The sequence below is a fragment of the Candidatus Benthicola sp. genome (assembly GCF_058719085.1).
The window spans coordinates 25,611-49,745 of record NZ_JBZQEK010000088.1 but is presented as its reverse complement, the minus strand read 5'-3'; the positions used below and the strand labels follow the sequence as shown (position 1 = coordinate 49,745).

The window sequence follows — 24,135 nt, the reverse complement described above, 5'->3', positions numbered from 1 at the left end:
AGGGGACGCATGCCGACGTACGAATACGAATGCCGGGACTGTGGACACGCTTTCGAGAGGTATCAGCGCATCAGCGAGGAGCCTCTGGAAGAATGCCCCGAGTGCGGTGGAAGGGTGAGACGATTGATCTCGAGCGGTGGAGGCCTGGTCTTCAAGGGTCCGGGATTCTACGCGACGGATTACCGGAACTCTGGCGCACCGAAGTCTCCCACGCAGGGGGAGAAGAAGGACTCGGGTTCGAAGAAGTCCGGCGGAAGCAGCTCCGATGCGGAACCCTGACGTGAGGGGCGAGCCCGCACGGGCCCTCGCCGACGCGCTGAAGGAGGCCGCGATGGCGGTGGGGGCCCCTTCGGATTTCGATCCGCAGGTCGAGAGACCTGGGGATCCGTCTCACGGCGACTTCGCCTCGAACGCGGCGCTGGTCCTGTCGGGTCGTCTGGGACGGGCGCCGAGAGACCTGGCCCGGGAAATCGCCGCGGCCCTGGATCTGGAGGACACGGGGATCGCAGACGTCTCGGTAGCGGGACCGGGATTTCTGAATTTCAGTCTTTCGGATCAGAGACTGCGGTCGGGACTGCGCGAGGTCCTCGATCAGGGAACTTCATGGGGACGATCGGAGTCCGACGCTCCGCTCCGGTACAACGTGGAGTTCGTCTCGGCCAATCCGACAGGACCTCTTCACGTGGCTCACGGCCGCGGAGCTGCGATCGGCGATGCGACCGCATCGCTGTTGGAGTGGACCGGGCACGAGGTGACGCGAGAGTTCTACGTCAACGACGCGGGGCGGCAGATCGAGCTGCTGGGTGAATCGATCGAGGCGCGTTGGTTGGAGGCGATGGGACGCGGAGGCGAGCTCCCGGCGGGCGGCTACCAGGGGGAGTACGTGAAGGATCTCGCTGAAACGGTAGCGCCAGAGATCGGGGACGATCGTCTTCTCGAGTGGGACCGAAGCGAGAGAGTCCGCGCCTTCAGCGATCGCGCCACACGGCTGCTGCGCGAGGAGCAGGCCCGAGACCTGGCCGATTTCGGGATTCGCATGGACGAATGGTTCGATGAGTCCTCTCTGATCGATGGCGGCGGGGTGCAGCAACTGCTCGAGAGCCTCACGGTCTCCGGTCGCGCGTACGGGGACGAGGGTGCCGTGTGGTTTCGAACGACCGATCTGGGGGACGAGAAGGACCGCGTGCTGGTCAAGAGCGACGGTTCGCATACCTACTTCGTATCGGACATCGCCTACCACCTGAACAAGGCGGAGCGTGGCTTCGACCGGGCGATCGACGTCTGGGGTGCGGACCACCATGGTCACGTCCCGCGGATGCAGGCGGCCCTCACGGCACTCGGGCTCCGTGACGACTTCCTCGAGGTGCTGCTGATCCAGCTGGTCACCGTGATGCGGGGGGGCGAGGAAGTACGGATGTCCAAGCGTGCCGGTCAGTTCGTCACGCTTCGGGATTTGTACGCGGAAACCGGACCGGATGTGGCCCGCTATTTCTTCCTGATGCGACGAGCCGAGGTGCCGATGACCTTCGATCTCGACCTCGCTCTCGACACCTCGGATGCGAACCCGGTATACAAGGTCCAATACGCACACGCCCGCATGTGCAGCGTGTTCCGGAAAGGGGGAATCGATCCGGAAGCCCTGGATCCGACGGACGAAGAGTTGAAACGGCTCGGGCCGGGTGCGGAGCGCAGCGTCCTCATGACGGTGCTCCGTTTCCCGGAGCGTGTCCGAGCGGCCGCATCCGCCCGGGCTCCGTACCAGGTGTGCAACTACCTGGAAGAGCTCGCCGGCGCCGTGAATGCGTGGTACCACGAGGGCAACCTCGATCCCGAAAAGCGGGTTCTCGCCGAGGGCCCGAGTCGCCCGGCGCGGCTCGCCCTGGCGCGAGCCGTACAGCTGACCCTCGGGTCGGGTCTGCGGCTCCTCGGCATCTCGGCTCCGGAGCGGCTGGAGCGGGAGGACGAATGACGGGTCAGGAACGGTTCAGCTACGAGGATGCCGGGGTCGACATCGATGCGGCCGAAGGGCTCACGCGGCGAATGGCCGCGCTCGTCGCTTCGACGCGTTCCGGAGCGGTTCGCGGCGAGTTCGGATCGTTCGGCGGACGTTTCCTTCTCGAGGGAGATCCGGAACTGGTCGCGAGCGCGGACGGTGTGGGTACCAAGGTGATGGTGGCCCGCCGCGCGGGGCGACACGACACGGTCGGCGAAGACCTCGTCAACCATTGTGTCAACGACATTCTGACCGAGGGGGCGCTCCCCCTGTTCTTTCTCGATTACTTTGCATGCGGTCGACTCGATGCCGATGTCGCCTACGATGTCGTGGCCGGGATCGCGCGTGGCTGCCAGGCGAACGGCTGCGCCCTGCTCGGAGGCGAGACGGCGGAGATGCCCGGGATGTATGCACCGGGCGACTACGACCTGGCCGGTTTCATCGTCGGCAGGGTGAGCCTCCCGATTCCGGGCCGGGCGGCCGTCGAGGCGGGCGACCAACTCGTTGCGCTTCCCTCATCCGGGCTCCACACGAACGGGTACAGCCTTGCCCGTGCGCTCCTCTTCGAGCGCATGGGTCTGGAGACGGAGGACCGATACCCCGGCACGGACCGCACGGTGGGAGAGGTCCTCCTCGCCGTCCACCGCTCCTACCTGGCGCCACTCAAAGTTCCATGTGAGCGGGGCATGGTGAAGGCGCTCGCTCACATCACCGGTGGAGGGATCCCGGGTAATCTCGTGCGCGTGCTCCCGGACGGGCTTGACGCGTGCGTCGATCTCGCCAGTTGGGAGCCGGGTCCGGTGTTCGAACTGCTGGCCCGCGAGAGCGGCCTCGGCCCGGCGGAGCTGTATCGCACTCTCAACATGGGCGTTGGAATGATCGCCGTCGTGTCCGAGTCGGATGTCGATCCGGTGCTCGAACACCTTCGTGGAGGTGGGACGAACGCGTTCCGGTGCGGTAGCGTGCGGGAGGGTGGACGGGTGGTTCACCTGGACGTGGCGACGTGATCGAGCCCCGTGCGACCCGGGACGAGGCCCGCTTCATGAGGCGGGCGCTGGAGCTTGCCCGGCAGGGCTGGGGCCAGGTAGCGCCGAACCCCATGGTCGGGGCCGTCCTGGTGTCCGAGGGGCGGATCGCCGGAGAGGGCTACCACGCGCGATTCGGGACGGACCACGCGGAACGCGTCGCGCTCGATGCCGCAGGACCAGCCGCGCGGGGCGCTACCCTTTTTGTGAACCTCGAGCCGTGCGCTCACCACGGTCAGACCCCGCCGTGTACCGAGGCGATCCTGGAGTCGGGTGTGGGGCGGGTGGTCTTCGGGTGCCGGGATCCGGATCCGGTCGCCGGAGGTGGCGCGGAGATCCTCCGGAAAGCCGGTGTCGAGGCGGTCGGTGGATGTTGCGTTGCCGAGGCGGTGGGGCTCAACGGCCCGTTCCTCTGGAGACGGATCGGATCCGGGCCCTGGATCACCCTGAAGATGGCCCTGTCGCTCGACGGCCGGATCGCCGTCGGTCCAGGACTGCGGACGAGGCTCAGCGGGACCGAGGCAGGTGCCTACGTTCACCGGCTTCGGGCCGGGCACGACGCGATCCTGGTGGGAGGGCGCACGGCCTTCGTGGATGACCCGATCCTGACGGTCCGCCAGGGCGAGGCGCCACGCATTCCACCCCTTCGTGTCGTGCTCGATCCTGGGCTCGAACTGCCGCGGAACAGCCGTCTGCTGGAGACGCTCGAAGAAGCCCCCCTCGTCGTGTTCTGCGCGCGCGAGACGCCGCGGCCGCGTATTCTGGAGATGGAGGCGCGGGGAGTCGAAGTGCGGACCGCGCGGATGAGCGAGGGAGGCCTCGTTCTGGACGAGGTGCTCAGGGCTCTGGAGGCGGAGGGCGTGAAGTCGATCCTCGCGGAGGGAGGCGGTCGCCTGGCCACGGCTCTGTTGAGCGGCGGCTTCGTCAGGCGTCAGCACCTGATCTACACTCCGAGGCTTCTGGGGGGCGCCGGGGTGCCCTTCATCGGGGCTCCGCACGCCGATCCCACCGGATGGGCGGTCGTGGAGCGCAAGGCCCTCGGTGATGATACGCTGATCATGCTGGAAGACCGGAGCACGCAGCGTGCTCTGCTGGAGGCAGCCTGATGTTCACGGGACTGGTGGAAACGGTCGGCCTGGTTCGCGAGCGTCGCGAGTTCGAAAAGGGCATGCGGTTTCTCCTCGAAGCCCCCGACCTGCGTGGCGAGCTCAGCGACGGAGACAGTCTCGCCATCGACGGCGTGTGTCACACCGTCTTCGATGTCGAGGGAGACCGGTTTTCGTTCGAGTCGATCCGCACGACGCTGTCCCGCACTACGCTCGGCGAGTTCGGGCCGGGGCGCGAGGCGAACCTCGAGCGTGCGGTGCGCGCGGGAGAGCCCATGGGGGGGCACCTCGTTCAGGGGCACGTGGATGGCGTGGGAACCGTCGTGGAAGTCGAGCCGGCCGGCGAGACGGTATTCGTGCGGTTTCGAATGCCATCCGACGTGGCCCGTCTGACCGTCCTTTACGGATCGATCGCCATGGACGGGATCAGCTTGACCGTGAACCGGCTCTTTCAAGACGTCGCCGAAGTGGCGATCATTCCGTACACGTGGGAGCACACCAACATCGGTCGCCTCGCAGCCGGGTCCAGGGTCAATCTGGAGGCGGACATGGTGGGCAAGTACGTGGACCAGCTGCTGCGTCCGTACAGGGATTTGGGCGCAGCGTAGAAGCTTAACCCACAGGGGGTCGAAAGGTGTTGTCGTCTCATCAGAAGGTGTATGAAGCCATAGAGGTGATACGGTCCGGAGGTCTCGTGATCGTCGCCGATGACGAAGACCGGGAGAACGAGGGAGATCTCGTGTGTGCGGCCGAGCTCGTCACCCCGGAAATCATCAATTTCATGGCGACACATGGCCGAGGCCTCGTCTGCCTCACGCTGGCCCCCGAGATCGCGGACCGACTGGATCTGCCGCTGATGTCGGATGGAAGGGGACAGGATCCGAACGGCACGGCGTTCACGGTGTCGATCGATGCGACGCCGGAGCTCGGGGTCTCGACCGGCATCTCCGCTGCGGATCGCGCTCGAACGATCCAGGTGGCCGTGTCTGAGGACTCCAAGCCGGGAGATCTCATCCGACCGGGGCACATCTTCCCCCTTCGGGCGAAGCCGGGTGGCGTCCTCCAGCGGGTCGGGCAGACGGAGGCCTCCATGGACCTCGCCCGGCTGGCCGGACTCGCTCCCGCCGGCGTGATCTGCGAGATCCTCAACGAAGACGGAACGATGGCTCGCCGACCGGAGCTGGAGACGTTCTCCAACGAGCACGCTCTTCCGTTCATCACCGTTGCCCAGATCATCGCCTACCGTCTGCGCAACGAACGGCTCGTGAGACGCGTGGCCGAAGCGATCCTGCCGACGCCGTACGGGGAGTTCAGGGTCGTCGGCTACTCGAACCTGGTCGACGAGCGAGAGCATATTGCCCTCGTCTATGGTGACGTCGCGGGCTCGGATGAGGTTCTGATCCGGGTGCACTCGAAGTGCCTGACGGGTGATGTGTTCGATTCGGGTCGATGCGACTGCGGTCCCCAGCTCCGCGCCGCCATGCGAATGGTGGCGGAAGCGGGTCGGGGCGTGATCGTCTACCTGGATCAGGAGGGAAGGGGCATCGGCCTCCTGAACAAACTCCGGGCGTACGAGCTGCAGGACCGGGGGCATGACACCGTCGAGGCCAACGAGATTCTGGGCTTTCCGCCCGACCTCCGTAACTACGGCATCGGCGCTCAGATCCTCCTCGATCTGGGCCTCACGAAGATCCGGGCGATGACGAACAACCCGAAGAAGTTGACGGGCCTCGAGGGCTTCGGACTCGAGATCACGGGACGGGTGCCGCTCGAAGTGACGCCGACCGAGCTCAACCACGGCTACCTGGAGGCCAAGCGCGACAAGCTGGGCCACCTGTTCGGCTCGTGAGTCACGGCGATCGGTCCCCGAGAGCGAGCCTGGCGCTGTGCGTGGTCGTGAGCCGCTTCAATCAGCCAGTGACCGAGAAGCTGCTCGAGGGCGCGCTGGACTTCCTGGAGAAGGAAGGCGTAGAGCCGGGGCGCATCGAGGTGTTCCGCGTCCCGGGTGCGTGGGAACTGCCGTTTGGCGTTCGGCTGGCGATCGATCGGGGGCGGTATGACGGTGTACTCGCCCTCGGCTGCGTGATTCGCGGGGAGACGCCCCACTTCGAGTATGTGTGCATGGGCGCCACGGTCGGCCTGGAGGCGCTTGCACGGGAGTCGGGCATTCCGGTCGGCTTCGGTCTCCTGACGACGGACGATGCGGACCAGGCGTACGCCCGGTCCGGCGGACAGAAGGGCAACAAGGGCGAGGAAGCGGCGCGCGCGGTTCTCGAGATGTGTGATCTGGTCGCACGGGTGAAATGAGGCCTGCGAATCCCCGGTCGCGAGCGCGAAGCTGGGTCCTTCAGGTGCTGTACGGCTGGGACACCACCGGAGAGGGATCACTCCGAGATTGGGCCCGTGAAGCGCTGGCCGGCCGACGGGTCAGCGCCAGATACCGTCCGTACGTTCAACGGCTCCTGAAGGAGCTCGAGGAAGGCCTCGCGGAGACCGACGAGCTGATCGAGCTCAGCATGCCCAACTGGAGAATGGACCGTCTCTCGGCCATCGATCGCAACATCCTGCGGATCGGCACGATCGAGATGCTCCATGTCCAGGACGTGCCGCCCCGGGTGGCCATCCATGAGGCCATCCGGCTCGCGGAGCGCTACGGGAGCGACGACAGTCCCGGCTTCGTGAACGGAGTGCTCGACGCGGTGAGCCGTCGGATCCGCGGCCCCTGATTGGGTCGATCGGTGCGCATCCTCGTAGTGAACTGGCAGGACCGCCTGAACCCGAACGCGGGAGGGGCCGAGGTACACCTGCACGAGATCTTCTCACGCCTCGCGCAGAGAGGGCATGCGGTGTCCCTGCTCGTCTCCGGCTGGGATGACGGCGCTCCGGAGGAGGAAGTGGACGGAATCCGAGTGGTGCGCTGTGGCAACCGCCACAGCTTTCCGGTCCACGTGGTGCGCAGGTACAGAGCTCTCGCGGCCGAGGGCGGTTTCGATGTCGTGGTCGAAGACATCAACAAGCTTCCACTGTTCACTCCCGTGTGGAGCGGTTTGCCGGTCGTCGGACTGGTTCCGCATCTGTTCGGCACCACGGCGTTTCGCCAGGCGAGTCTTCCGGTGGCCTCCGCGGTATGGGCCTCGGAGCTTCTGATGCCGTCCGCATATCGGGACCTTGAGTTCCTCGTCATCTCGGAGAGCACCGCTGCCGATCTGGTCGCCAGGGGCTTCGCGCCCGACCGCCTCCACGTGAGCTATCCGGGGATCGATCACTCCGTCTTCCGACCGGGCGAAGCGGAGTCCAGGGAGCCTCTCATCGTGTACGTCGGGCGCCTTCGCAGGTACAAGGGCGTCGACATCGTCATCCGGGCCGTGGCGGCGCTTCGTGAGCAGGGCCTGGACGTGACCTTCATGATCGTCGGCCAGGGAGACGACGAAGAGCGACTCCGTTCCGTGGCCTCGAACCTGGATCTGGAGGACCGAGTTCGCTTCACGGGGTACGTATCGGAGGAGCGAAAAGTCACGCTGCTTCAGACGGCATGGCTGAACGCTTACCCGTCGCCGAAGGAGGGCTGGGGCATCACGAACGTCGAAGCGGCCGCGTGCGGGACGCCCAGTGTGGCGAGTGATTCTCCGGGCCTGAGAGAGTCGGTTCGAGACGGGGCCACGGGGCTCCTCGTCCCGCACGACGACACCGACGCCTGGGCCCGGGCTCTGCGTGCGCTCATCGGGGATGATCGGGTTCGCTCCCGGATGGCGAGCGCAGCCGTGGCCCATGCCGGTCGCTTCACCTGGGAGGCGACCGCAGACCAGATGGAGGATATCTTGCACAAGACCGTCATAGCATGGAGGAGGCACTGAATGCAGATCATCATCTCCGGAAGGCACGTCGAGCTCAACGATCAGTTGAGAGCGCTCATCGACGAGCGGCTCCGTCGTCTCGATCGTTTTGCGGGCACCATCTCTCGAATCGAGGTGACCCTTTCTGAGGAGAAGAAGCGCTGCCTCGTCGAGGCGAACGCCATACCGAAACGGGGCGCCGCCGTGCACGCGGGCGCCGAGGCCGAGGATTTCAGGACGGCGGTCGACCGGCTGTACGAGAAGCTGTCCCGTCAGCTGAAGGCGAGACGCGAGAAGGGGCGGGAGCACAAGGCGCCCCCTCAGCACCGCGTCGGAGCCGCGGAGAACGCCGAGTCGTGAGCATCCTCCACGTGTCGGACCTTCTTGAACGGAGGCGGGAGAGCCTCGACCTCGTGCTCGCGGCGGGTGAGAAAGGTCTCACGCGTGAGATCACGAGCGCCGACATATCCAGTCCCGGACTCGTGCTGGCGGGCTTCACGGACCGCTTCCCGAGCCGGCGCATTCAGGTGATCGGCGAGACGGAGGTCATGTACCTCCACTCGATGGATCCTGATCGACGACGGACCGTGCTGGACGAGTTCCTCGGACCCGAGATTCCGGTCGTCTTCGTGACGAAAGGTCTGGAGCCGCCAGAAGAGCTGGTCAGCCTCGCCGAAGAAAGGTCGATCCCGGTTCTAAGGTCGGGGCTGAAGACGGGTGAGTTTTACCGTCGAATCAAGCCTTTTCTGGAAGGCGAGTTCGCCCCGGCGACGGCCATTCACGGGTCCCTCGCGGACGTGTACGGGGTGGGGCTCCTGTTCGTGGGAGCGAGCGGAATCGGCAAGAGCGAATGCGTTCTGGATCTCGTCGAACGGGGGCATAGACTGGTGGCGGACGATGTGGTCGTGGTGCGCCGCCGTGGCTTCGACGTGCTCATCGGACAGGCCCATGAGCACCAGCAGCATCACATGGAAATCCGGGGCATCGGGATCATCGATGTCCGGGCCCTGTTTGGCGTCCGTGCCGTGCGCCAGCAGAAGCGCATCGAGGTCGTCGTCCAACTGGAGCACTGGAGAGAGGGAGCCAGTTACGATCGTACCGGACTGGACAGGGAGACCACCGAGATTCTCGATACGCACATTCCCAGGGTCGTGGTGCCGCTCAACCCCGGCAAGAACATCACCGTGATCAGCGAGGTGGTGGCCATGAACCATCTCCTGCGCTACTCCGGGGTCGACAGCGCACGGATGTTCGAGCAGAACCTGCGCCTCCGCATGCGCCCTGTGAAGGACTATCTCGAGGAGGACTATGAGTAGTCTCCGTGGGGTCGTGGTCGCCCACGGGAATCTGGCCCGTTGCCTGGTAGAGACCGCGGAGGCGATTTCGGGGGTCACCGGAGCGCTGGTCCCGATCAGCAACGAAGGCTGCTCGCCGGAGACCCTCTCGACGAAGATCGCCGATGCGGTGGGATCCGGTCCGGCACTTCTCTTCGTGGACCTGGCGAGTGGGAGCTGCGCGCACGCCGCGCGATACGTGTGCGCCAGGACTCGCGGGATTCCGATCGTATCGGGAGTGAATCTGCCGATACTGCTCGATTTCGTCTTCCATCTCGACATGGAGGCCCCGGACCTCGCGCGGAGGGTCGCGGATAAGGGGCGCCTGGGTGTGACGGCCCAGGTCGAGTCGGGTTCGTGACCCTGGTCCTGTTTCGAATCGACGAGCGGCTGCTCCACGGACAGGTGATCGTGGGGTGGGGGATGCGCCTGGGGATCGACTACTACGTCGTCGTCGATGATGACCTGGCTGAGAGTGAATGGGAGCAGGACATCTACAGCGCCGGTCTGGCCGATGGAACCCCGGCCGACTTCGTGTCCGTGAAGGAGGCGATCGAGCGCTTCAGCGATCTCGACGAGCGCGACGGGCGGGGCGCCCTGTTGACCCGTGGGACGGCGGAGATGAAGGCGCTCGCGGGCGCAGGCCGGCTCGCCGGGCGTAGAGTGAACCTCGGCGGTCTACATGCATCTGCCGGCCGTTCCAGGGCCCTGCGATACGTGCATCTGAGTCCGGAGGAAGTGGAGGACCTGAAGCTGATTCACGAGTCATCGCTCGGCGTGACGGCCCGTGATCTTCCGACCGGCCGAGAGGTCCCACTCCGGGAGTTGGCCGATGTCGTGGAGTGAGCTTCAGCTGGGCCCGGGAACCTGGATCCTCGCGGTGCTCGCCGGAGGCCTGGTGGGGATGGACTCCGTGTCCTGGCCACAGGTGATGGTCTCGAGGCCACTGGTCTCGGCGACGATCGGAGGGTGGCTCCTCGGCAACCCCGCTGCGGGGATCATCGTCGGTTTGATCCTCGAGCTGTACTCGCTGCGACACCCACCGTTCGGGGCCGCGAGGTACCCGGACACCGGACCGGCGGGACTGGTGTCCGGCGCCGCGTTCGCGGCCACCGGTGGCACGGCCTTCGGGGCCCTTCTCGTGGCCCTTGGCCTCGGCTGGGCTCTCGGTTGGATCGGGAGCGTCACGGTGCACGTCCGCAGGCGACTGAACGAGCGGATCACGAGTCCAGCGGAACATCTCGCTGCGGATCCCACGGTGCTGGAGCAGCGGCACCGCATCGCGATCTGGCTGGACGGTTTGAGGGGTTCCGTACTCGTAGCGGCGTTCCTGGTGCCGGCGATGCTGCTGACGGCTCTGGCTGCCGGTTCCTCGGTCTCGAGGCTCGGCCCCTGGGCCGCCGGAGCGCTCGCGCTCGGTGTGGCCGCTTCCGCCGGGGCGGGGGGACGAACGGCGGCGTTCGGCATCCGGGGCTGGCCCCTGCTTCTCTTCGGGGCGGCTCTGGGTCTTCTGATCCTAGGGGTGACGGGATGAGGCCTCTGCGAGCGGATCATCTGGCGGCCTGGGCCAGAACGTTCGCCGTTCAGGGATCGTGGAACTACTCCACACTCGTCGGCACGGGAATCGCCTATGCGATGCTGCCCCTGCTGCGGAGAGTCTATGCCGGAGATCCGGTGCAGTTGCGAGAAGCCGTCCAGAGAGGAATGCAGCCTTTCAACGGCCATCCGTATCTTTGCCCCATGGCGGTCGGTGCGTTGGCTCGCCTCGAAGAGGACCGGGTCGAAGAGGAGACGATCGACCGATTCCGCAAGGCGCTCCGGGGACCGCTCGGGACCGTGGGAGATCGAGCCATCTGGGGACAGTGGAGACCGATATGCCTGCTCACGGCCATCCTCGTCTACCTGCTCGGCGCTTCGCCCGGTTGGAGCCTCCTGGTGTTTCTCGGCCTGTACAACGCGGGCCACGTCGCCGTCCGCGCCTGGGGTTATGCGGTGGGGTGGCAGGCCGGGCTCCAGGTGGGACGCCTCCTGAAGGCTTCGTGGCTGGAGCGGTGGGGCGAGCGGCTCTGGCCCGTCAATCTCGTCCTCACGGGCTGCGTAGCGGTTCTCGTCGGCGCACGGGTTCTCTCGGAACCGGCCGCGGCTCCGTCCGGTGCTGCCGTACTTGCCTTCGGGTGCGCCGTCGGCCTGCTGGCATTCCGCTTTCCACGTCGCGGAGGGAAGCTCGCGGCAGCGCTGTTGCTCCTGGCGCCCTTGATATGGCTGCTGGGAGGTCTGCTAGGTTGAGGGTCCATGACTGAGGAAAGGCAGAACGGAAAGGGAGCGGAAGTCGTGGCGGAGAGGACCGTCACGATTCAGAACAAGTACGGTCTCCATGCCCGACCGGCGGCGGAGTTCGTCAAGTGTTCCTCCCGTTTCACGTCGACCGTCATGGTCGAGAAGGACGGGCTGGAGGTCAACGGGAAGAGCATAATGGGGGTGATGATGCTGGCGGCCGAGTGTGGAGCCAGTCTTCGAATCCGGGCCACTGGAGCGGATGCCGAAGGTGCCGTTCGGGCTCTCGTCGAGCTGGTGGGTAACGGCTTCGGCGAGTCCGAATCGGATTACGAGGTCGAGGCCTGAAATGTCACGCCTTCTGGAGGGAATGGGAGCCTCTCGTGGCCGCGCACTCGGACCCGCGCGGTGGATCGACTGGGACATTCCGTTGGTGCCCCACCGCACGATCGGGCCCGAAGAGGTCGAGGCTGAGATCGCGCGCCTCAACGAGGCGAGGGCCCACGCGCTCGAGCACGTCACCCGGCTTCAGGCGGAGACGACCCGGCGCATCGGGTCGTTCGAGGGCAAGGTGTTCGAGTCACAGGCCATGATGATCGAAGACCCGGATCTCATAGAGGGCACGATCCGGTACATCCGTGACAACTTCGTGTGCGCCGAGCGGGCGTTCGAGTGGCATCTTCTGGAGATGCGCGTCCGAATGCAGGAATCGGCGCACGCGATGCTGGTCGACCGTCTGGCGGATCTCCACGACGTTCGGGTCAGGGTACTCTCCCACCTGCTCGAGCGGCCGGACCCGGGTGACGTGGTGAGCGAGGCGACCGCCCCGGCCATTCTGGTAGGATCTGAGCTCCCGCCGAGCATGGCGGCTCGCCTCGATCCCCGGCAGGTGCTGGGTGTGGTACTCTCGGGCGGCTCCCGGGGGGCCCACGGAGTGATTCTGGCCCGGGCGCTCGGCATCCCCGTCGTGGTCGCCGTCGGCACCTCCCTGCAAACCGTCGAAGACTCGGATCGGCTGCTGGTGGACGGCCGTTCTGGAGAGATTCGCGTCAACCCGAGTGCCGGCGAGATCGAGGGATTCCAGCGCGCCGTCCTCCAGTCCACCCGGCGGCTGGAGAGGCTGCAGGGTCTCGCCAGTCGTCCGACGGAGACCGTGGATGGGGTCCACGTCCTGGTGCAGGCCAACCTCGATCTTCCGCATGAGTCGGAGGAAGCGGTGGAGCTGGGAGCGGATGGGATTGGCCTCTTCCGCTCGGAATTCCTCGCTATCGGCCGTCGGGAGATCCCGGCGGAGGAGGAGCAGTACGAGGCCTACAGGGCGGTTCTGGAGTCTTTTCCCGACCGAGAAGTCACCCTGCGCACATTCGACATCGGAGGGGACAAGTTCCCGCTCTTCCTGAAGCTGCCGCCGGAGGACAACCCATATCTCGGTTGGAGGGCGATCCGCATCTGTCTGGATCTTCCCGAGCTGTTTCGAAACCAGCTCATGGCGGCTGCTCGGGCAGGGGAACATGGCAACCTCCGAATCATGATTCCCTTCGTCGCCACCGTGGAGGAGCTGCAGCGGTCGAGAGACATGCTCACGGAGGTCTACTCGGCTCTCGGACTCCCGGGCGGGCGGAGCCGGACTCCGCTCGGAGTGATGGTCGAGACCCCCGCCGCTGTCGAGACCCTGGACCTGTTCGCGCCATACGTCGACTTCGTGAGCCTCGGTACCAACGACCTCACCCAGTACGTGCTCGCAGCGGATCGTGGAAACGCCAGGCTCGGGAAGCTGTACGATCCGCTCCACCCGGCCCTGATCCGGATGTATCGAAGGACCGTCAAGGAAGCCGCCAGGCACGAGCTCGATCTCAGCGTTTGCGGGGAGCTCGCGGGCGACCCGATCGGCGTGGCGGCGCTTCTCGGCCTCGGATACAGGAAGTTCAGCGTGGCCGTTCGTGGTCTTCCCGAGATCAGGGAGCTCATTCGTAACGTATCGGCCCGCGACCTCGCGAAGCTGATGAAGCGGCTCAATCGGGTGGAGAGCGGCGACGAGATCCGGCAGGCGATCACCCGACACCTGGCGGAGGTCGGGGCGCTTCCCGACACGTCCGCGATCGAGTTGTCAAAGGAATAGGCCGCGGGTAGCTTCTCGCGGTTCGTTGCAGGAACGCGAGAGGAGTAGAGATCCAGTGGTTCCCGACAATCATCACCTGTTTACATCCGAATCGGTCACCGAGGGGCATCCGGACAAGGTCGCGGATCAGATCTCGGATGCCGTGCTCGATGCCGTGCTGCAGGAGGACCCGGAGGCGAGGGTCGCCTGCGAGACCCTCGTTTCAACGGGACTGGTCGTGCTGGCGGGAGAGATCACCACGGATGCTCCGATTCGCTATGCAGACGTGGCCCGGGAAACCGTTCGGGACATCGGGTACGATCGGGAGGACTACGGGTTCAGCTATCGGTCTTGCGCCGTTCTGGTGTCTCTGGGAGAGCAGTCCCCGGACATCGGCCAGGGCGTAGACCGGGGAGGCGCAGGAGACCAGGGAATGATGTTCGGCTACGCCTGCGCCGAGACAGAGGCCATGCTGCCGCTCCCGGTATCGCTGGCCCACGCGCTGACCCGACGCCTGGCCGAGGTTCGCCGCGACGGCACGCTTCCCTGGCTGCGTCCCGACGGCAAGGCGCAGGTGACGGTGGAGTATGGGGAGGAGGGCCCGGAGCGTGTGCGCACCGTGGTCGTATCGGCTCAGCACGACCCGGGCGTATCGTCCTCCGACGTAGATGCCGGAATCCGGGAACACGTGGTGCGTCCGGTGATGCCGCCGGAGATGTACGATCCCGCTGCTACGGACCACCACATCAACCCGACCGGACGGTTCGTGATCGGGGGTCCCCAGGGAGATGCCGGACTCACCGGGCGAAAGATCATCGTCGACACGTACGGCGGTGTCGGAAGCCACGGAGGGGGCGCGTTCAGTGGAAAGGACCCTTCGAAAGTGGATCGGTCGGCGAGCTATGCGGCCCGTTGGGTGGCGAAGAACCTCGTCGGGGGAGGCCTGGCACGGGAGGCGGAGATCCAGATCGCCTACGCGATCGGGATCGAAGAGCCGGTCTCCGTGATGGTGAACTCGTTCGGAACCGGGGTGGTGTCCGATACGCGTCTCGAGGCAGCGGTAAGAGAAGTGTTCGACTTGCGGCCGCGAGCGATCATTCAGGCGCTCGATTTGCGAAAGCCGATATTCCGGAGAACAGCCTCCTACGGGCACTTCGGGCGCGAACCGGAGGCCGATGGGGGCTTCAGCTGGGAGCGTCTCAATCGCGGGGACGCGCTGCGTACGGCCGCCGGCGTCTGAGCCGGGGGTCCCCACAGGATACCGAGGACGGAGAGATTTCATATGTCGAGTCATACGATTCCTTGCGACATCGCCAACCCGGACCTCGCCTCCAGCGGGCGAAGGCGAGTGGAGTGGGCCGGGCGGACCATGCAGGTCCTCGCGCAGATCCGAGACCGATTCGAAGCCGAGCGACCGCTGGAGGGAGTCAGGGTATCGGCCTGTCTGCACGTGACCACCGAGACGGCGAACCTGATGCGAACTCTCCAGGCTGGGGGCGCAGACGTGGTCCTGTGCGCATCGAACCCGCTCTCCACGCAGGACGATGTAGCCGCCTATCTGGTGGAGGAGTGCGGCATCTCGGTGTTCGCCGTCCGTGGGGAAGACAACGACCGGTACTACGACCATATCCGGGCCGCGCTGGCCCATCGTCCCCAGGTCACGATGGACGACGGCGCCGACCTGGTCGGTTCGCTGCACATGATCGCCCTGGATCGCCTCGACGATCTCGCCCCGACGCTCCGGACGTGGGTATCGGGTCTCGGCGACGACGCGCGCCATGAAATCGTGTCGGGAGTGATGGGCTCGACGGAGGAAACGACCACCGGCATCATCCGTCTCCGCGCCATGGCGGCGGATGGCGTGCTCAAGTTTCCGGTGATCGCGGTCAACGACAGCCTGACCAAGCACCTGTTCGACAATCGGTACGGTACCGGACAGTCGACGCTGGACGGAGTGCTCAGGGCGACCAACATGCTCCTCGCAGGCTCCACGGTGGTGATCGCCGGCTATGGCTGGTGTGGCCGGGGCGTGGCGATGCGGGCCCGTGGCGCGGGTGCGAGGGTGATCGTCACCGAGGTCGACCCGGTGGCCGCTCTGGAGGCGGCCATGGACGGCTTCGAGGTGGCACCGATGGCGGAGGCGGCTCCGCGGGGAGACCTGTTCCTGACCCTTACCGGCAACACCAGTGTGATCCGCGAAGAGCACTTCCGGACCATGAAGGACGGCGCGATCGTGGCGAACTCCGGGCACTTCGACGTGGAAATCGATGTTCGCCGATTGCACGCGGTGTCACCATCCGACCCGAGGGAGCTCCGACCCGAGGTGGTGGAGTACGAGGTGGACGGGAAGGGAATCGTTCTCCTCTCCGAGGGACGTCTGATCAACCTCGCGGCAGCCGAAGGCCATCCCGCCTCCGTGATGGACATGTCCTTCGCGAACCAGGCACTCGCGGCGGAGTACCTGTTGAGCGAAGCGGGACGGGACCTCGACCATCAGGTGCACCGGGTGCCTGCCGAGATGGACCGGGAGATCGCCCGGCTGAAGCTGGCGGCGATGGGCGTCGAGATCGACACACTGACGGAGGAGCAGCAACGTTACCTCTCCTCCTGGGATCTCGGTACCTGAGCCACCGTGCTCTCGCGTGAAGGGGAACCCGATTGATCGAGCTAGAGGTAGCGAGTCTCGGCCTGGACAAGGCTTCGAACACGCCGGTGGTCATCCTGAGGGAAGTGGGCGGAGATCGAATCCTGCCGATCTGGATCGGTCCCGGCGAGGCCAGCGCGATCGCCATGGAGCTGGCCGGGATCAAGTTCTCCCGGCCACTCACGCATGATCTCCTGAACACGGTGGTTCGTAGCCTCGGCAGCGAGCTCCGCCGGGTGATCATCACGCGGGTCGTCGACAACACCTATTACGCCTCGCTCCTGTTGCAGCGAAACGGCGAAACGATCACGATCGACTCCCGACCCAGCGACAGCGTCGCACTCGCGCTTCGGGCTGCCGCTCCGATCTTTGCGGACTCGGATCTGCTCGACCGGACGACGGTGGAGATCGACGGAGCGACGCTCGATGCCGGACTGGCAGAGACCGCGCTCGGATCCGGGTCGAACGAGGAGCCCGAGCCGCCCGAAGCGCTGCGGGACTACCTCAAACGTCTCGATCCCGAGGACTTCGGCCGGTTCATGCCGTGAGCGAGGTCACGCCGTGATTCCGTCCCGGCTATGTGCAGGTCCCGGGAGGGTCGGGCTCGCCTCTCTCGCCGTGGCCGTGGCCTGCCCCGGACCGGCTTCACTGCCCGCGCAGTCCGCGATCGAAGGATCCGTTCTTCTCGGTAATTCGATTCCCGCGGCCGGGGTGCGGCTCGAGCTCCATCGGGTGACGGAGGAATCGGGCGCCCTGGTCGACTCCACCGAGAGCGATGTTGCCGGTGGATTCACCTTCGATCTCGAGGCATCGGAAGTGCCCGGGCCCGTCTACCTCGTCGGGGCACGCTATGCCGGCATTCTCTACTGGGGAGACCCGATCCACGGCGCGGCAGGAGACACGATCGAGGACTACCGGGTGCTGGTGTTCGACACGACGGTCGTGCGAGAGCCCGTGCGGGACCTGACGGTCTCGTTGCGGCATCTCGTTCTTACCCCGGCCATGGGTGGGATGCAGGTCGAAGAGATCATCGACGTGGAGGGGCGCACCGAACGCACGCTCGTGCCCGCCACGGACTCGATGGCCGTTTGGGCTGTCGGCCTGGCGGAAGGCGCTCACGCCGTGATTCCCGCCCGGGGAGGCGTACCCCCCGAAGATGTGGTCCTGGCGGATGGCTCCGCAGGGTACTCGGGACCGCTTCCGCCGGGCGGCATTCGCCTGGTGCTTCAGTACGTGATCGCGGGCGACGATTTCCGACTCCGGCTGCGGGACGCCACGGACCGCCTCGAACTTCTGGTCGCAGCCGCTCCCGGCATGGATCTGGATGTGTCCGGCCTGGAGGAGGTGAAGACCGGCGGGGATTCCGGAGGGGCGGTACGTCGCTTCTCGGCTGCCGGGTTATCGGAGGGCCTCGACGTGGTCGTCCAGATCACCTGGAGACAGCCGGGCAGAAGATCCGCCTGGCTGTGGCTGGCGGCTTCCATGCTGCTCGCGGGGCTCGCCTTCCTGTCCTCCCGTCGATCTTCTCACCGGGGATAGCCCCCCTTGCTGCGGCGGGACCGGCGCCGATACACTCACCGGGACAATCGTTGAACAGGAACGGGCGCACGGAAGTCGGTGAGAGTCCGACGCGGCCCCGCCACTGTGAGAGGCATAGGGTCCGGTCGTTCTTCGGATGCATGCTGTCGCGGCGTTGCCACTGGATTCGTCCGGGAAGGTAGCGACAGAGCCTCGAGCCAGGAGACGTGGCCCGTTCTTGCCCAGGACTCACTCTTCGCGGGAAGGGTGTGGGCGAGCCACGCATGTGGGAACTCGGTCATGCCCGGCCTTTCGATGAAAGGACGGGTTTCTTGTCGTACGGGTGCCTTCTCGCAGGGATCGGCTGTGCAGCCGCCGTTCTTCTGGCCCCGGTCCGAGAGGTTCCGGCCCAGGAGCCGGTGCGTCTCGTCGATGACGCAGACCGCATCATCATCCTGCCCGCCTATCCGAGGCGAATCGTATCGCTGGTTCCCGTCGCGACCGAGATCCTGTTCGAACTCGACGAGGGCGGGCGCGTGGTCGGTCGATCGCGATTCGATGACCAGCCCCCCGATGTGGTCGACGTTCCAAGCGTCGGAGACGCCATCCGCCCGTCGATGGAGGCGGTGCTTCTCCGTGATCCGGATCTCGTCATCCTCGTCGGAGGATCGGACAACGCCGCGGCCGTCCGTGAGCTTTCGGATCTGGGCGTTCCGAATCTGGTCGTTCGGTTCAACACGCTCGGTGACCTGGAAGCCAACGTACACCGCCTCGGTCGTCTGGTCGGTCGGGAGCAGGACGCCGAGCGAATGTGGTCCCGCATCGAATCGGAGCTCGAAGCGGTCCGCGTCGCGGTGCAGGGACGGAGGCGGCCACGGGTCTACTACGACCTGGGCTACCCGCCCGCGTTCACGATCGGGGCGGGGAGCTATCTAGACTCGCTGATTTCCATCGCGGGGGGAACGAACATATTCCACGACCTCGAGGTTCCCGCTCCGCGCGTGAGCCTCGAAGCCATCGTGGCGCGGGATCCGGACGTGGTGATCCGGCCGGTGGAGGAGGGGGTGGAGGCACCCTTGCCCCAGCCCGAGGCCCGTCCGGGTTGGGAGCATCTGCGTGCGGTGAAGTCGGGGGCGATTCTTCGCGTTCCGGGCGATCTGGTGCACCGCCTCGGCCCACGCGTAGGCGAAGCCGCGTGGGCCCTGGCGCGGGTACTGCACCCCGAGCTCCGTCCGCGATGAAGAAGGGCCGCGCAGGGCTCGGAGCCGCGCTCGTGGCGCTGACGCTCGGTGCGCTGGTCATCGGGCTGGCCACGGGAGCCGCGGACCTGACTCTGGAGGCGTGGCGAGAGGCACTGACCGGAAGCGACGGACCCGCTTCGGTGATTCTCTGGCGCGTGCGCCTGCCTCGGGTCGTCACGGGGGCGCTCGTGGGAGGGATGTTGGCCGTGTCGGGCGTCGTCTTCCAGGCGCTGCTCAGGAACCCGCTGGCCGAGCCATATCTTCTCGGTGTCTCTTCCGGAGCCGCGGTCGGCGCGGTCAGCGCGCTGGCGCTTGGGCTTCCCGCAGCGTCGTACTTCGCGCTTCCCGTAGCGGCGCTGGCGGGATCTCTCGTCGCGATCTTCGTCGTGTTCGAGGTGGCACGGGTGGGCGGACGCCTGGACACGCGTGTGCTGCTGCTCGCCGGGGTCGTGGTCAGCGCCTTTCTGAGTGCCTGCGTGCTGCTCATCCTCACCTTCGCCGAGGCTGAGACCCTTCGGTCGGCTTTCTTCTGGACCCTCGGAAGCCTGTCCGGAGCCTCGTGGGGCATGATCGCGGCGCTACTCCTGTATGCCGCACCGGCCGTGGCCCTGGTCTTCGGACTGAGCCGGCATCTCGATGCGCTCTCTCTCGGGGAGGAGTCCGCCGCATACCTGGGGACGGATGCGGAGAGACTGAAGCGGCTGGCCTTCGTGGTGGCGTCTCTTCTCGCTGCGGCTGCCGTTTCCGTCGCCGGCGTCATCGGCTTCGTAGGCCTGGTCGTTCCGCACGCCGTCCGACTCCTCGGGATTCGGCTGCATCGAGCGCTGACCCCGTTGTCGTTCGTGGTCGGAGCCGGCGCTCTCGTTCTCGCCGATGCCATCGCGAGAAGGGCGGCGTCACCGATGGAAATCCCGATTGGTGTCGTCACGGCATTCCTGGGAGTGCCGCTCTTCCTGGTTCTTCTGAGAAGGGCGGCTCGCACGTGATCTGTGAGATCATGGAGGCCTCGTACGCGTATCCCGGATCGACGGGACCGGCCCTGACGGGGATCGACCTCGCGGTCGAGGCCGGAGAACAGGTCGCCATCGTGGGACCCAACGGAGCGGGGAAGAGCACCTTGCTGAAGATCCTGACGGGGCTGATCCGTCCCGACTCAGGAAGCGTTCGGATCCTCGGTCGAAGCCCGTCCTCATGGAAGCGGCGTGAGCTGGCGCGCAGCCTGGCAGTCGTATCTCAGTCGCCTGAGCTCGTCGAGGGCATCACGGTTCGGGACCTCGTGCGTCTGGGCCGGAACCCCTACGTGAAACCGTGGGCGCCGCTGGGGTCCGAGGACGAGAAGGTCGTCGACCGCTGCCTCGGCGCCGTGGACCTGGAGGGGCTGGCAGACCGCGATGCAGGGGCTCTGTCGGGTGGGGAGCTGCAGCGGGCGCGGCTCGCCCGGGCCCTTGCCCAGGAGCCCGTCCTGCTCCTGCTCGACGAGCCCACGGCGCATCTGGACCTCGGACATGAATCCCGCTTCATGGAATTGCTCCAGCAATTCATTACCCAAAAGACACTTACGGTCGTATGCGTCACGCATCACCTGAGCATAGCGGCGCGGTACTCCGATCGGATGGTCCTCATGTCCCATGGGGCGATCCTGGCGCAGGGGCCGGGTCGGCGGGTTCTCGTGCCAACACTCCTGGAGCGGGCGTTTGGCTGGCCGGTCGAGGTCGTGGATCTCGGTGACCTCGGCCTCCACGCCGTACCCACAGGATTGCCTCGCGAGAATGGGCCGCTCTCACCATGAGGATGCGTTGCCGGAGCGGCACGGGCCTCGTGACAGCGGTGGGAGCTCTCGTCCTGGGAACGGCCGACATCGCGTGGAGCCAGGATTCGAGGGATCCATTCCACCTGAGGGTCGAAGTGATCTCCGAGACGGGTGAGCGGCTATCGTCGGCCCATCTGGTCTTCGTGCCGATCACGGCTGGAGAGCAGAGCGAGGGCGACGCGGTCCGGGTGGAGACCATGAACGGTGCGGCGGATGTGCAGCTGCCCGGCACGGGACGCTACCGGGTCTCCGTGCGCGCGCGCGGGCACGAGGAGCGCGTGGAGACGTTGAACCTTCCGGGCCCGCGCCCGTTGAGGATCGTATTGGCTCTGGATCCTTACGAGTTGCCGCCGATCGTGGCTCGCGGGACGGGAGAGGCGGGCGGTGCCGCCATCCGGTCGATCGATCGTGTGGATTTCGAGGGGCAGACCCTCGCGTATGCCACCCTGTCGGAGTGGCTCTCGGACGTCCCGGGAATCTCTCTTCGGGGACGAGGGGCCGGGGGCCGACAACTTCTCTCCGTGCGAGGCAGCCGTCCGGAGGAAGTGCTGGTCCTGCTGGATGGAGTGCCCCTGAACGATCCCCTTACCGGGGCGGCCGATCTGTCGGGTCTCCCCACCGCGACCCTTCAGACGGCCACCCTGATGCGGGGCACGGCGTCCCGCAGCTACGGAGCCGGGGCCGGGGCCGCCACACTTCTGCTCACTTCCCGGGCTGCCGGTGGAAGCACCGGGATCGGAGGAGGACTCCGCTTCGGGTCGTTCGGGGGCTTCGGGCTGGACCTGCAGGCCGACGGCGGTCGGGGAGGAACCCGCTTCGGGGCAACCCTGTCCGTGGATCAGGCCGACAACGATTACTCCTACCGCAGCCCGTTGCCACCAGGGGAGGCGACGGAATCCCGGATCAACGCGGATACACGTGGAGCACACGCGGCGCTCCGACTGTCCTCGGGCGCCTTCCGTGGAAGCCTTCGCGTCGACGACTCGGAGCATGGACTCCCGGGGCGGGCCGGGACCCGGCTGTTCGACAGCGCGAGGGCCGCAGATCGGACGTGGATCGGATCCGTGGGGTATGAAGAGGCAGGAACCCGTGCCTCGGCGAGCTTTGCCACTCGGCGACTCTCGTACCGGCCTTCGGACTCGGTCGATCCGAGCGTGCAGCAGGTGCAGGAATGGCGATTCTCAGGGGACGCTCCGCTTCCGGGTGCAGCGATTCAAGCGGGTGTGCGCCTGACCGCGGAGAGGTTTTCGGGAGACGGGGTCGATGGATCCCGCACCCGGTTCAGTCCGGGCGTCGCCGTCGGGACCGGCCTGGACGCCGGCGAGTTTCGGGTGGATGCGGGGGTCGGGGCTGACCTGTCCGGTGGAAACGTCCTCTTCAGTCCAGAGGGGACGGTCGCTTGGCTGCCCACGCCCGCCGTTCGCCTGTGGGGACGAGCAGGGCAGGGGTTTCGGGCTCCGACGTTCGGAGACCTCTATTTCCGGTCCGCCTACCGCGTCCGGGCCAACCCGGATCTCCTGCCGGAACGCGTCATTCTGGACGCAGAGATCGGCGCCACGGGCCAGGTCTCGATCGGCCGGCTGATCGGAAACGGATCGGTCGTTGGCTGGACGAGGACCACGAGGGATCCGATCGTCTGGATCCCGAGCTCGGCCGCCGTCTGGAGTCCACAGAACCTGGGCGAACTCAGGGCCGATGGCCTCGAGCTCGGGTTGGGGATCGAGACCCGCGAGGCTGGCGGCTGGGGCTACAGGGCGCGCTTCTCCGGAGCGGCTCAGCGGAGTCGGGTCGGCTTCGGCAACAATCGGAATCCCCTTCCTTATCAGCCTGAGATCACGGGCCAACTGGCCCTCGGAGTCTGGAGGGGGGGCGTCGGTGCAGGGGTGAGCCTGCGTTACACGGGCGCGCGCACCACGAGTCTGGCGGCCACCCGCACGCTGCCCGGCTTCTGGATCACGGACGTTTCCGCTCACCACGCCTTCGATGCCGGCCCCTTGACGCTCGGACTCTTCGGGAAGATCGAGAATGTCTGGGACCGACAGTACGAGCTCACCGAGCTCTTTCCGGAGCCCGGACGCCGCTTTTCCCTCCGACTGGAAGCCAGAAAGGTCGATCCATGAGTCGCTGCCTTCGCATGCTGAGCTTCGCGGCGTGGATCCTCGCCGGTTGCGCGGATTCTGCCACGGAGCCGACGTCCTCCGGCTCCGAGGACTTCTTCATCCTGAACTCCACCGGACAGACCCTCCAGGGATTCTCGGTAGCCCGCGGCCTTTCGTCCGCGGAGGGGAGTGTGGATCTGGGAGCCGCCTTCGACGGCGACGCCTTCGATCTCAATGCTCGCCATGCGGTCACGACCGTATCGAGTTTCGGCGGCAGCCGGGTTCTCTTCGTGGAACTGGAACGCGGTGAGGTGACGACCACGGTCTTTCCGGAACCCGAGGGCGACCTGGCCAACCCTTCGGCCCCGGTCGTGGAGGCCGACGGGACCGCCTGGGTGGGGGGACGCGCGAGCGACGCCGTGTATCGTGTCCGTCCGGGGGAAACGGAGGCGACGCGCATCGCGCAGGACGTCGGACGCTTCATCGAGCGGATCCTGCCCGTGGGAGACAGCCTCTACGTGGTCGACGCGAATCTCGACGATGAGGCCGGTACGTATCTGCCGTTGGGCTCAGGACGGATCGTGGTGCTGTCGAGATCCGGAGAGCGAGGCAGGACGATCGAACTTCCGGCAGCCGTTCTCAACCCGGCGGATGCGGTAGTAGCCGACGGCAGGCTGATCATCCTGGGCGGTGGAACGTTCGATCCGGACACCTTTCTTCCGAATAGCGACGGAACGCTCGTCAGCCTGGACATCGGCACCGGTGCGCTCAGCGCCCCCCGGTCCCTTTCCGCCAACGGCGTGTCCCTCGAACTCGGTGCGGACGGGCAGGTGTACGTGACGACCACGGAGGACTACGAGACCCTCGGCGTGCTCCGATTCGATCCGGCGATCGATGCCTTCTCACGCGGTCCGGAGAGTCCGATCGTCGTGCGAGACGGAGCGGGCGACAGGGTCCCCTGTTGGACGGCGACGGCGCTTCGCGACGGGCGACTGGTGTGTGCGACCTTCAGCTTCGAGCAGGCGGGACGGCTCGTACTGGTCGATCGGTCGGGGACCTTCCTGGACGAGAGCGTCGGAGGCTTCGGAACGACCGACATCGGGCTCGTGGAGCCATCCGGGGTACCGGGGGGCTGATTGCCCGCCCGACGGGCCCTCGGG

Annotated in this window: 26 protein-coding genes and 1 riboswitch; all 26 genes read left to right on the top strand. The window is 66.4% G+C overall.

Translation table 11 applies throughout. The features are described 5' to 3' along the window. Positions 1-9: 9 nt before the first annotated feature. The 26 genes from AC36XV_RS06790 to AC36XV_RS06665 all read left to right on the top strand — a co-directional run bounded on the left by AC36XV_RS06790 (position 10) and on the right by AC36XV_RS06665 (position 24,111). On the top strand, positions 10-279 hold the full coding sequence (locus AC36XV_RS06790; protein WP_492202922.1) for an FmdB family zinc ribbon protein: 270 nt from the start codon (positions 10-12) through the stop codon (positions 277-279). Next, positions 266-1,969 (top strand): arginine--tRNA ligase, encoded by a 1,704-nt coding sequence (gene argS, locus AC36XV_RS06785; RefSeq protein ID WP_492202921.1) that lies wholly within the window; start codon positions 266-268, stop codon positions 1,967-1,969. The genes AC36XV_RS06790 and argS overlap by 14 nt, the downstream gene beginning before the upstream one ends. Continuing rightward, positions 1,966-3,000 carry a phosphoribosylformylglycinamidine cyclo-ligase gene (gene purM / locus AC36XV_RS06780; protein ID WP_492202920.1) on the top strand — a complete coding sequence of 345 codons (1,035 nt, stop codon included), beginning with the start codon at positions 1,966-1,968 and terminating at the stop codon, positions 2,998-3,000. Before argS ends, purM begins: the two co-directional genes overlap by 4 nt. Further along, positions 2,997-4,124 (top strand): bifunctional diaminohydroxyphosphoribosylaminopyrimidine deaminase/5-amino-6-(5-phosphoribosylamino)uracil reductase RibD, encoded by a 1,128-nt coding sequence (gene ribD / locus AC36XV_RS06775; protein ID WP_492202919.1) that lies wholly within the window; start codon positions 2,997-2,999, stop codon positions 4,122-4,124. The genes purM and ribD overlap by 4 nt, the downstream gene beginning before the upstream one ends. Next, on the top strand, positions 4,124-4,732 hold the full coding sequence (locus AC36XV_RS06770; RefSeq protein WP_492202918.1) for a riboflavin synthase: 609 nt from the start codon (positions 4,124-4,126) through the stop codon (positions 4,730-4,732). Before ribD ends, AC36XV_RS06770 begins: the two co-directional genes overlap by 1 nt. Positions 4,733-4,761: 29 nt before the next feature. Next, positions 4,762-5,973, top strand: a complete 1,212-nt coding sequence (locus AC36XV_RS06765; protein ID WP_492202917.1) for a bifunctional 3,4-dihydroxy-2-butanone-4-phosphate synthase/GTP cyclohydrolase II — start codon at positions 4,762-4,764, stop codon at positions 5,971-5,973. After that, the gene (ribH, locus tag AC36XV_RS06760) at positions 5,970-6,431 is read left to right on the top strand and encodes a 6,7-dimethyl-8-ribityllumazine synthase (protein ID WP_492202916.1); all 462 of its coding nucleotides are present in this window, start codon (positions 5,970-5,972) and stop codon (positions 6,429-6,431) included. The genes AC36XV_RS06765 and ribH overlap by 4 nt, the downstream gene beginning before the upstream one ends. After that, positions 6,428-6,850, top strand: a complete 423-nt coding sequence (gene nusB / locus AC36XV_RS06755) for a transcription antitermination factor NusB (RefSeq protein ID WP_492202915.1) — start codon at positions 6,428-6,430, stop codon at positions 6,848-6,850. Before ribH ends, nusB begins: the two co-directional genes overlap by 4 nt. Positions 6,851-6,862: 12 nt before the next feature. After that, positions 6,863-7,978: a glycosyltransferase family 4 protein gene (locus AC36XV_RS06750; RefSeq protein WP_492202914.1), complete on the top strand. Its 1,116-nt coding sequence runs from the start codon at positions 6,863-6,865 to the stop codon at positions 7,976-7,978. Then, the gene (hpf, locus tag AC36XV_RS06745) at positions 7,979-8,317 is read left to right on the top strand and encodes a ribosome hibernation-promoting factor, HPF/YfiA family (protein WP_492202913.1); all 339 of its coding nucleotides are present in this window, start codon (positions 7,979-7,981) and stop codon (positions 8,315-8,317) included. Further along, positions 8,314-9,273 (top strand): HPr(Ser) kinase/phosphatase, encoded by a 960-nt coding sequence (gene hprK, locus AC36XV_RS06740; RefSeq protein WP_492202912.1) that lies wholly within the window; start codon positions 8,314-8,316, stop codon positions 9,271-9,273. The genes hpf and hprK overlap by 4 nt, the downstream gene beginning before the upstream one ends. Next, positions 9,266-9,652 carry a PTS sugar transporter subunit IIA gene (locus tag AC36XV_RS06735; protein ID WP_492202911.1) on the top strand — a complete coding sequence of 129 codons (387 nt, stop codon included), beginning with the start codon at positions 9,266-9,268 and terminating at the stop codon, positions 9,650-9,652. The genes hprK and AC36XV_RS06735 overlap by 8 nt, the downstream gene beginning before the upstream one ends. Beyond that, positions 9,649-10,137, top strand: coding sequence for a PTS sugar transporter subunit IIB (locus AC36XV_RS06730; RefSeq protein WP_492202910.1), 489 nt, complete (start codon positions 9,649-9,651; stop codon positions 10,135-10,137). The genes AC36XV_RS06735 and AC36XV_RS06730 overlap by 4 nt, the downstream gene beginning before the upstream one ends. Beyond that, on the top strand, positions 10,124-10,825 hold the full coding sequence (locus AC36XV_RS06725) for a PTS sugar transporter subunit IIC (RefSeq protein WP_492202909.1): 702 nt from the start codon (positions 10,124-10,126) through the stop codon (positions 10,823-10,825). The genes AC36XV_RS06730 and AC36XV_RS06725 overlap by 14 nt, the downstream gene beginning before the upstream one ends. After that, the gene (locus AC36XV_RS06720) at positions 10,822-11,577 is read left to right on the top strand and encodes a PTS system mannose/fructose/sorbose family transporter subunit IID (protein WP_492202908.1); all 756 of its coding nucleotides are present in this window, start codon (positions 10,822-10,824) and stop codon (positions 11,575-11,577) included. Before AC36XV_RS06725 ends, AC36XV_RS06720 begins: the two co-directional genes overlap by 4 nt. Positions 11,578-11,583: 6 nt before the next feature. Continuing rightward, positions 11,584-11,913, top strand: a complete 330-nt coding sequence (locus tag AC36XV_RS06715; protein WP_492202907.1) for an HPr family phosphocarrier protein — start codon at positions 11,584-11,586, stop codon at positions 11,911-11,913. Position 11,914: 1 nt separating this feature from the next. Next, positions 11,915-13,684 carry a phosphoenolpyruvate--protein phosphotransferase gene (gene ptsP / locus AC36XV_RS06710; protein ID WP_492202906.1) on the top strand — a complete coding sequence of 590 codons (1,770 nt, stop codon included), beginning with the start codon at positions 11,915-11,917 and terminating at the stop codon, positions 13,682-13,684. A 55-nt stretch (positions 13,685-13,739) separates the two neighbouring features. Further along, on the top strand, positions 13,740-14,903 hold the full coding sequence (gene metK / locus AC36XV_RS06705) for a methionine adenosyltransferase (RefSeq protein ID WP_492202905.1): 1,164 nt from the start codon (positions 13,740-13,742) through the stop codon (positions 14,901-14,903). A 42-nt stretch (positions 14,904-14,945) separates the two neighbouring features. Continuing rightward, positions 14,946-16,289 (top strand): adenosylhomocysteinase, encoded by a 1,344-nt coding sequence (gene ahcY / locus AC36XV_RS06700; protein ID WP_492202904.1) that lies wholly within the window; start codon positions 14,946-14,948, stop codon positions 16,287-16,289. 32 nt (positions 16,290-16,321) lie between these two features. Then, positions 16,322-16,855 (top strand): bifunctional nuclease family protein, encoded by a 534-nt coding sequence (locus AC36XV_RS06695; protein ID WP_492202903.1) that lies wholly within the window; start codon positions 16,322-16,324, stop codon positions 16,853-16,855. A 13-nt stretch (positions 16,856-16,868) separates the two neighbouring features. Next, a complete protein-coding gene (locus tag AC36XV_RS06690) occupies positions 16,869-17,846 on the top strand; it encodes a hypothetical protein (RefSeq protein ID WP_492202902.1) in 978 nt (325 codons plus the stop codon). A 45-nt stretch (positions 17,847-17,891) separates the two neighbouring features. Continuing rightward, positions 17,892-18,075: riboswitch (cobalamin riboswitch) on the top strand. Between the two features lie 82 nt (positions 18,076-18,157). After that, positions 18,158-19,066: an ABC transporter substrate-binding protein gene (locus AC36XV_RS06685; protein WP_492202901.1), complete on the top strand. Its 909-nt coding sequence runs from the start codon at positions 18,158-18,160 to the stop codon at positions 19,064-19,066. Beyond that, the gene (locus tag AC36XV_RS06680; protein WP_492202900.1) at positions 19,063-20,052 is read left to right on the top strand and encodes a FecCD family ABC transporter permease; all 990 of its coding nucleotides are present in this window, start codon (positions 19,063-19,065) and stop codon (positions 20,050-20,052) included. Before AC36XV_RS06685 ends, AC36XV_RS06680 begins: the two co-directional genes overlap by 4 nt. Continuing rightward, entirely contained in the window at positions 20,049-20,855 is an 807-nt protein-coding gene (locus AC36XV_RS06675; protein ID WP_492202899.1) for an ABC transporter ATP-binding protein, read from the top strand. The genes AC36XV_RS06680 and AC36XV_RS06675 overlap by 4 nt, the downstream gene beginning before the upstream one ends. A gap of 29 nt (positions 20,856-20,884) precedes the next feature. Then, on the top strand, positions 20,885-22,996 hold the full coding sequence (locus AC36XV_RS06670) for a TonB-dependent receptor plug domain-containing protein (RefSeq protein WP_492202898.1): 2,112 nt from the start codon (positions 20,885-20,887) through the stop codon (positions 22,994-22,996). Next, on the top strand, positions 22,993-24,111 hold the full coding sequence (locus AC36XV_RS06665; RefSeq protein ID WP_492202897.1) for an NHL repeat-containing protein: 1,119 nt from the start codon (positions 22,993-22,995) through the stop codon (positions 24,109-24,111). Before AC36XV_RS06670 ends, AC36XV_RS06665 begins: the two co-directional genes overlap by 4 nt. Positions 24,112-24,135: the final 24 nt, after the last annotated feature.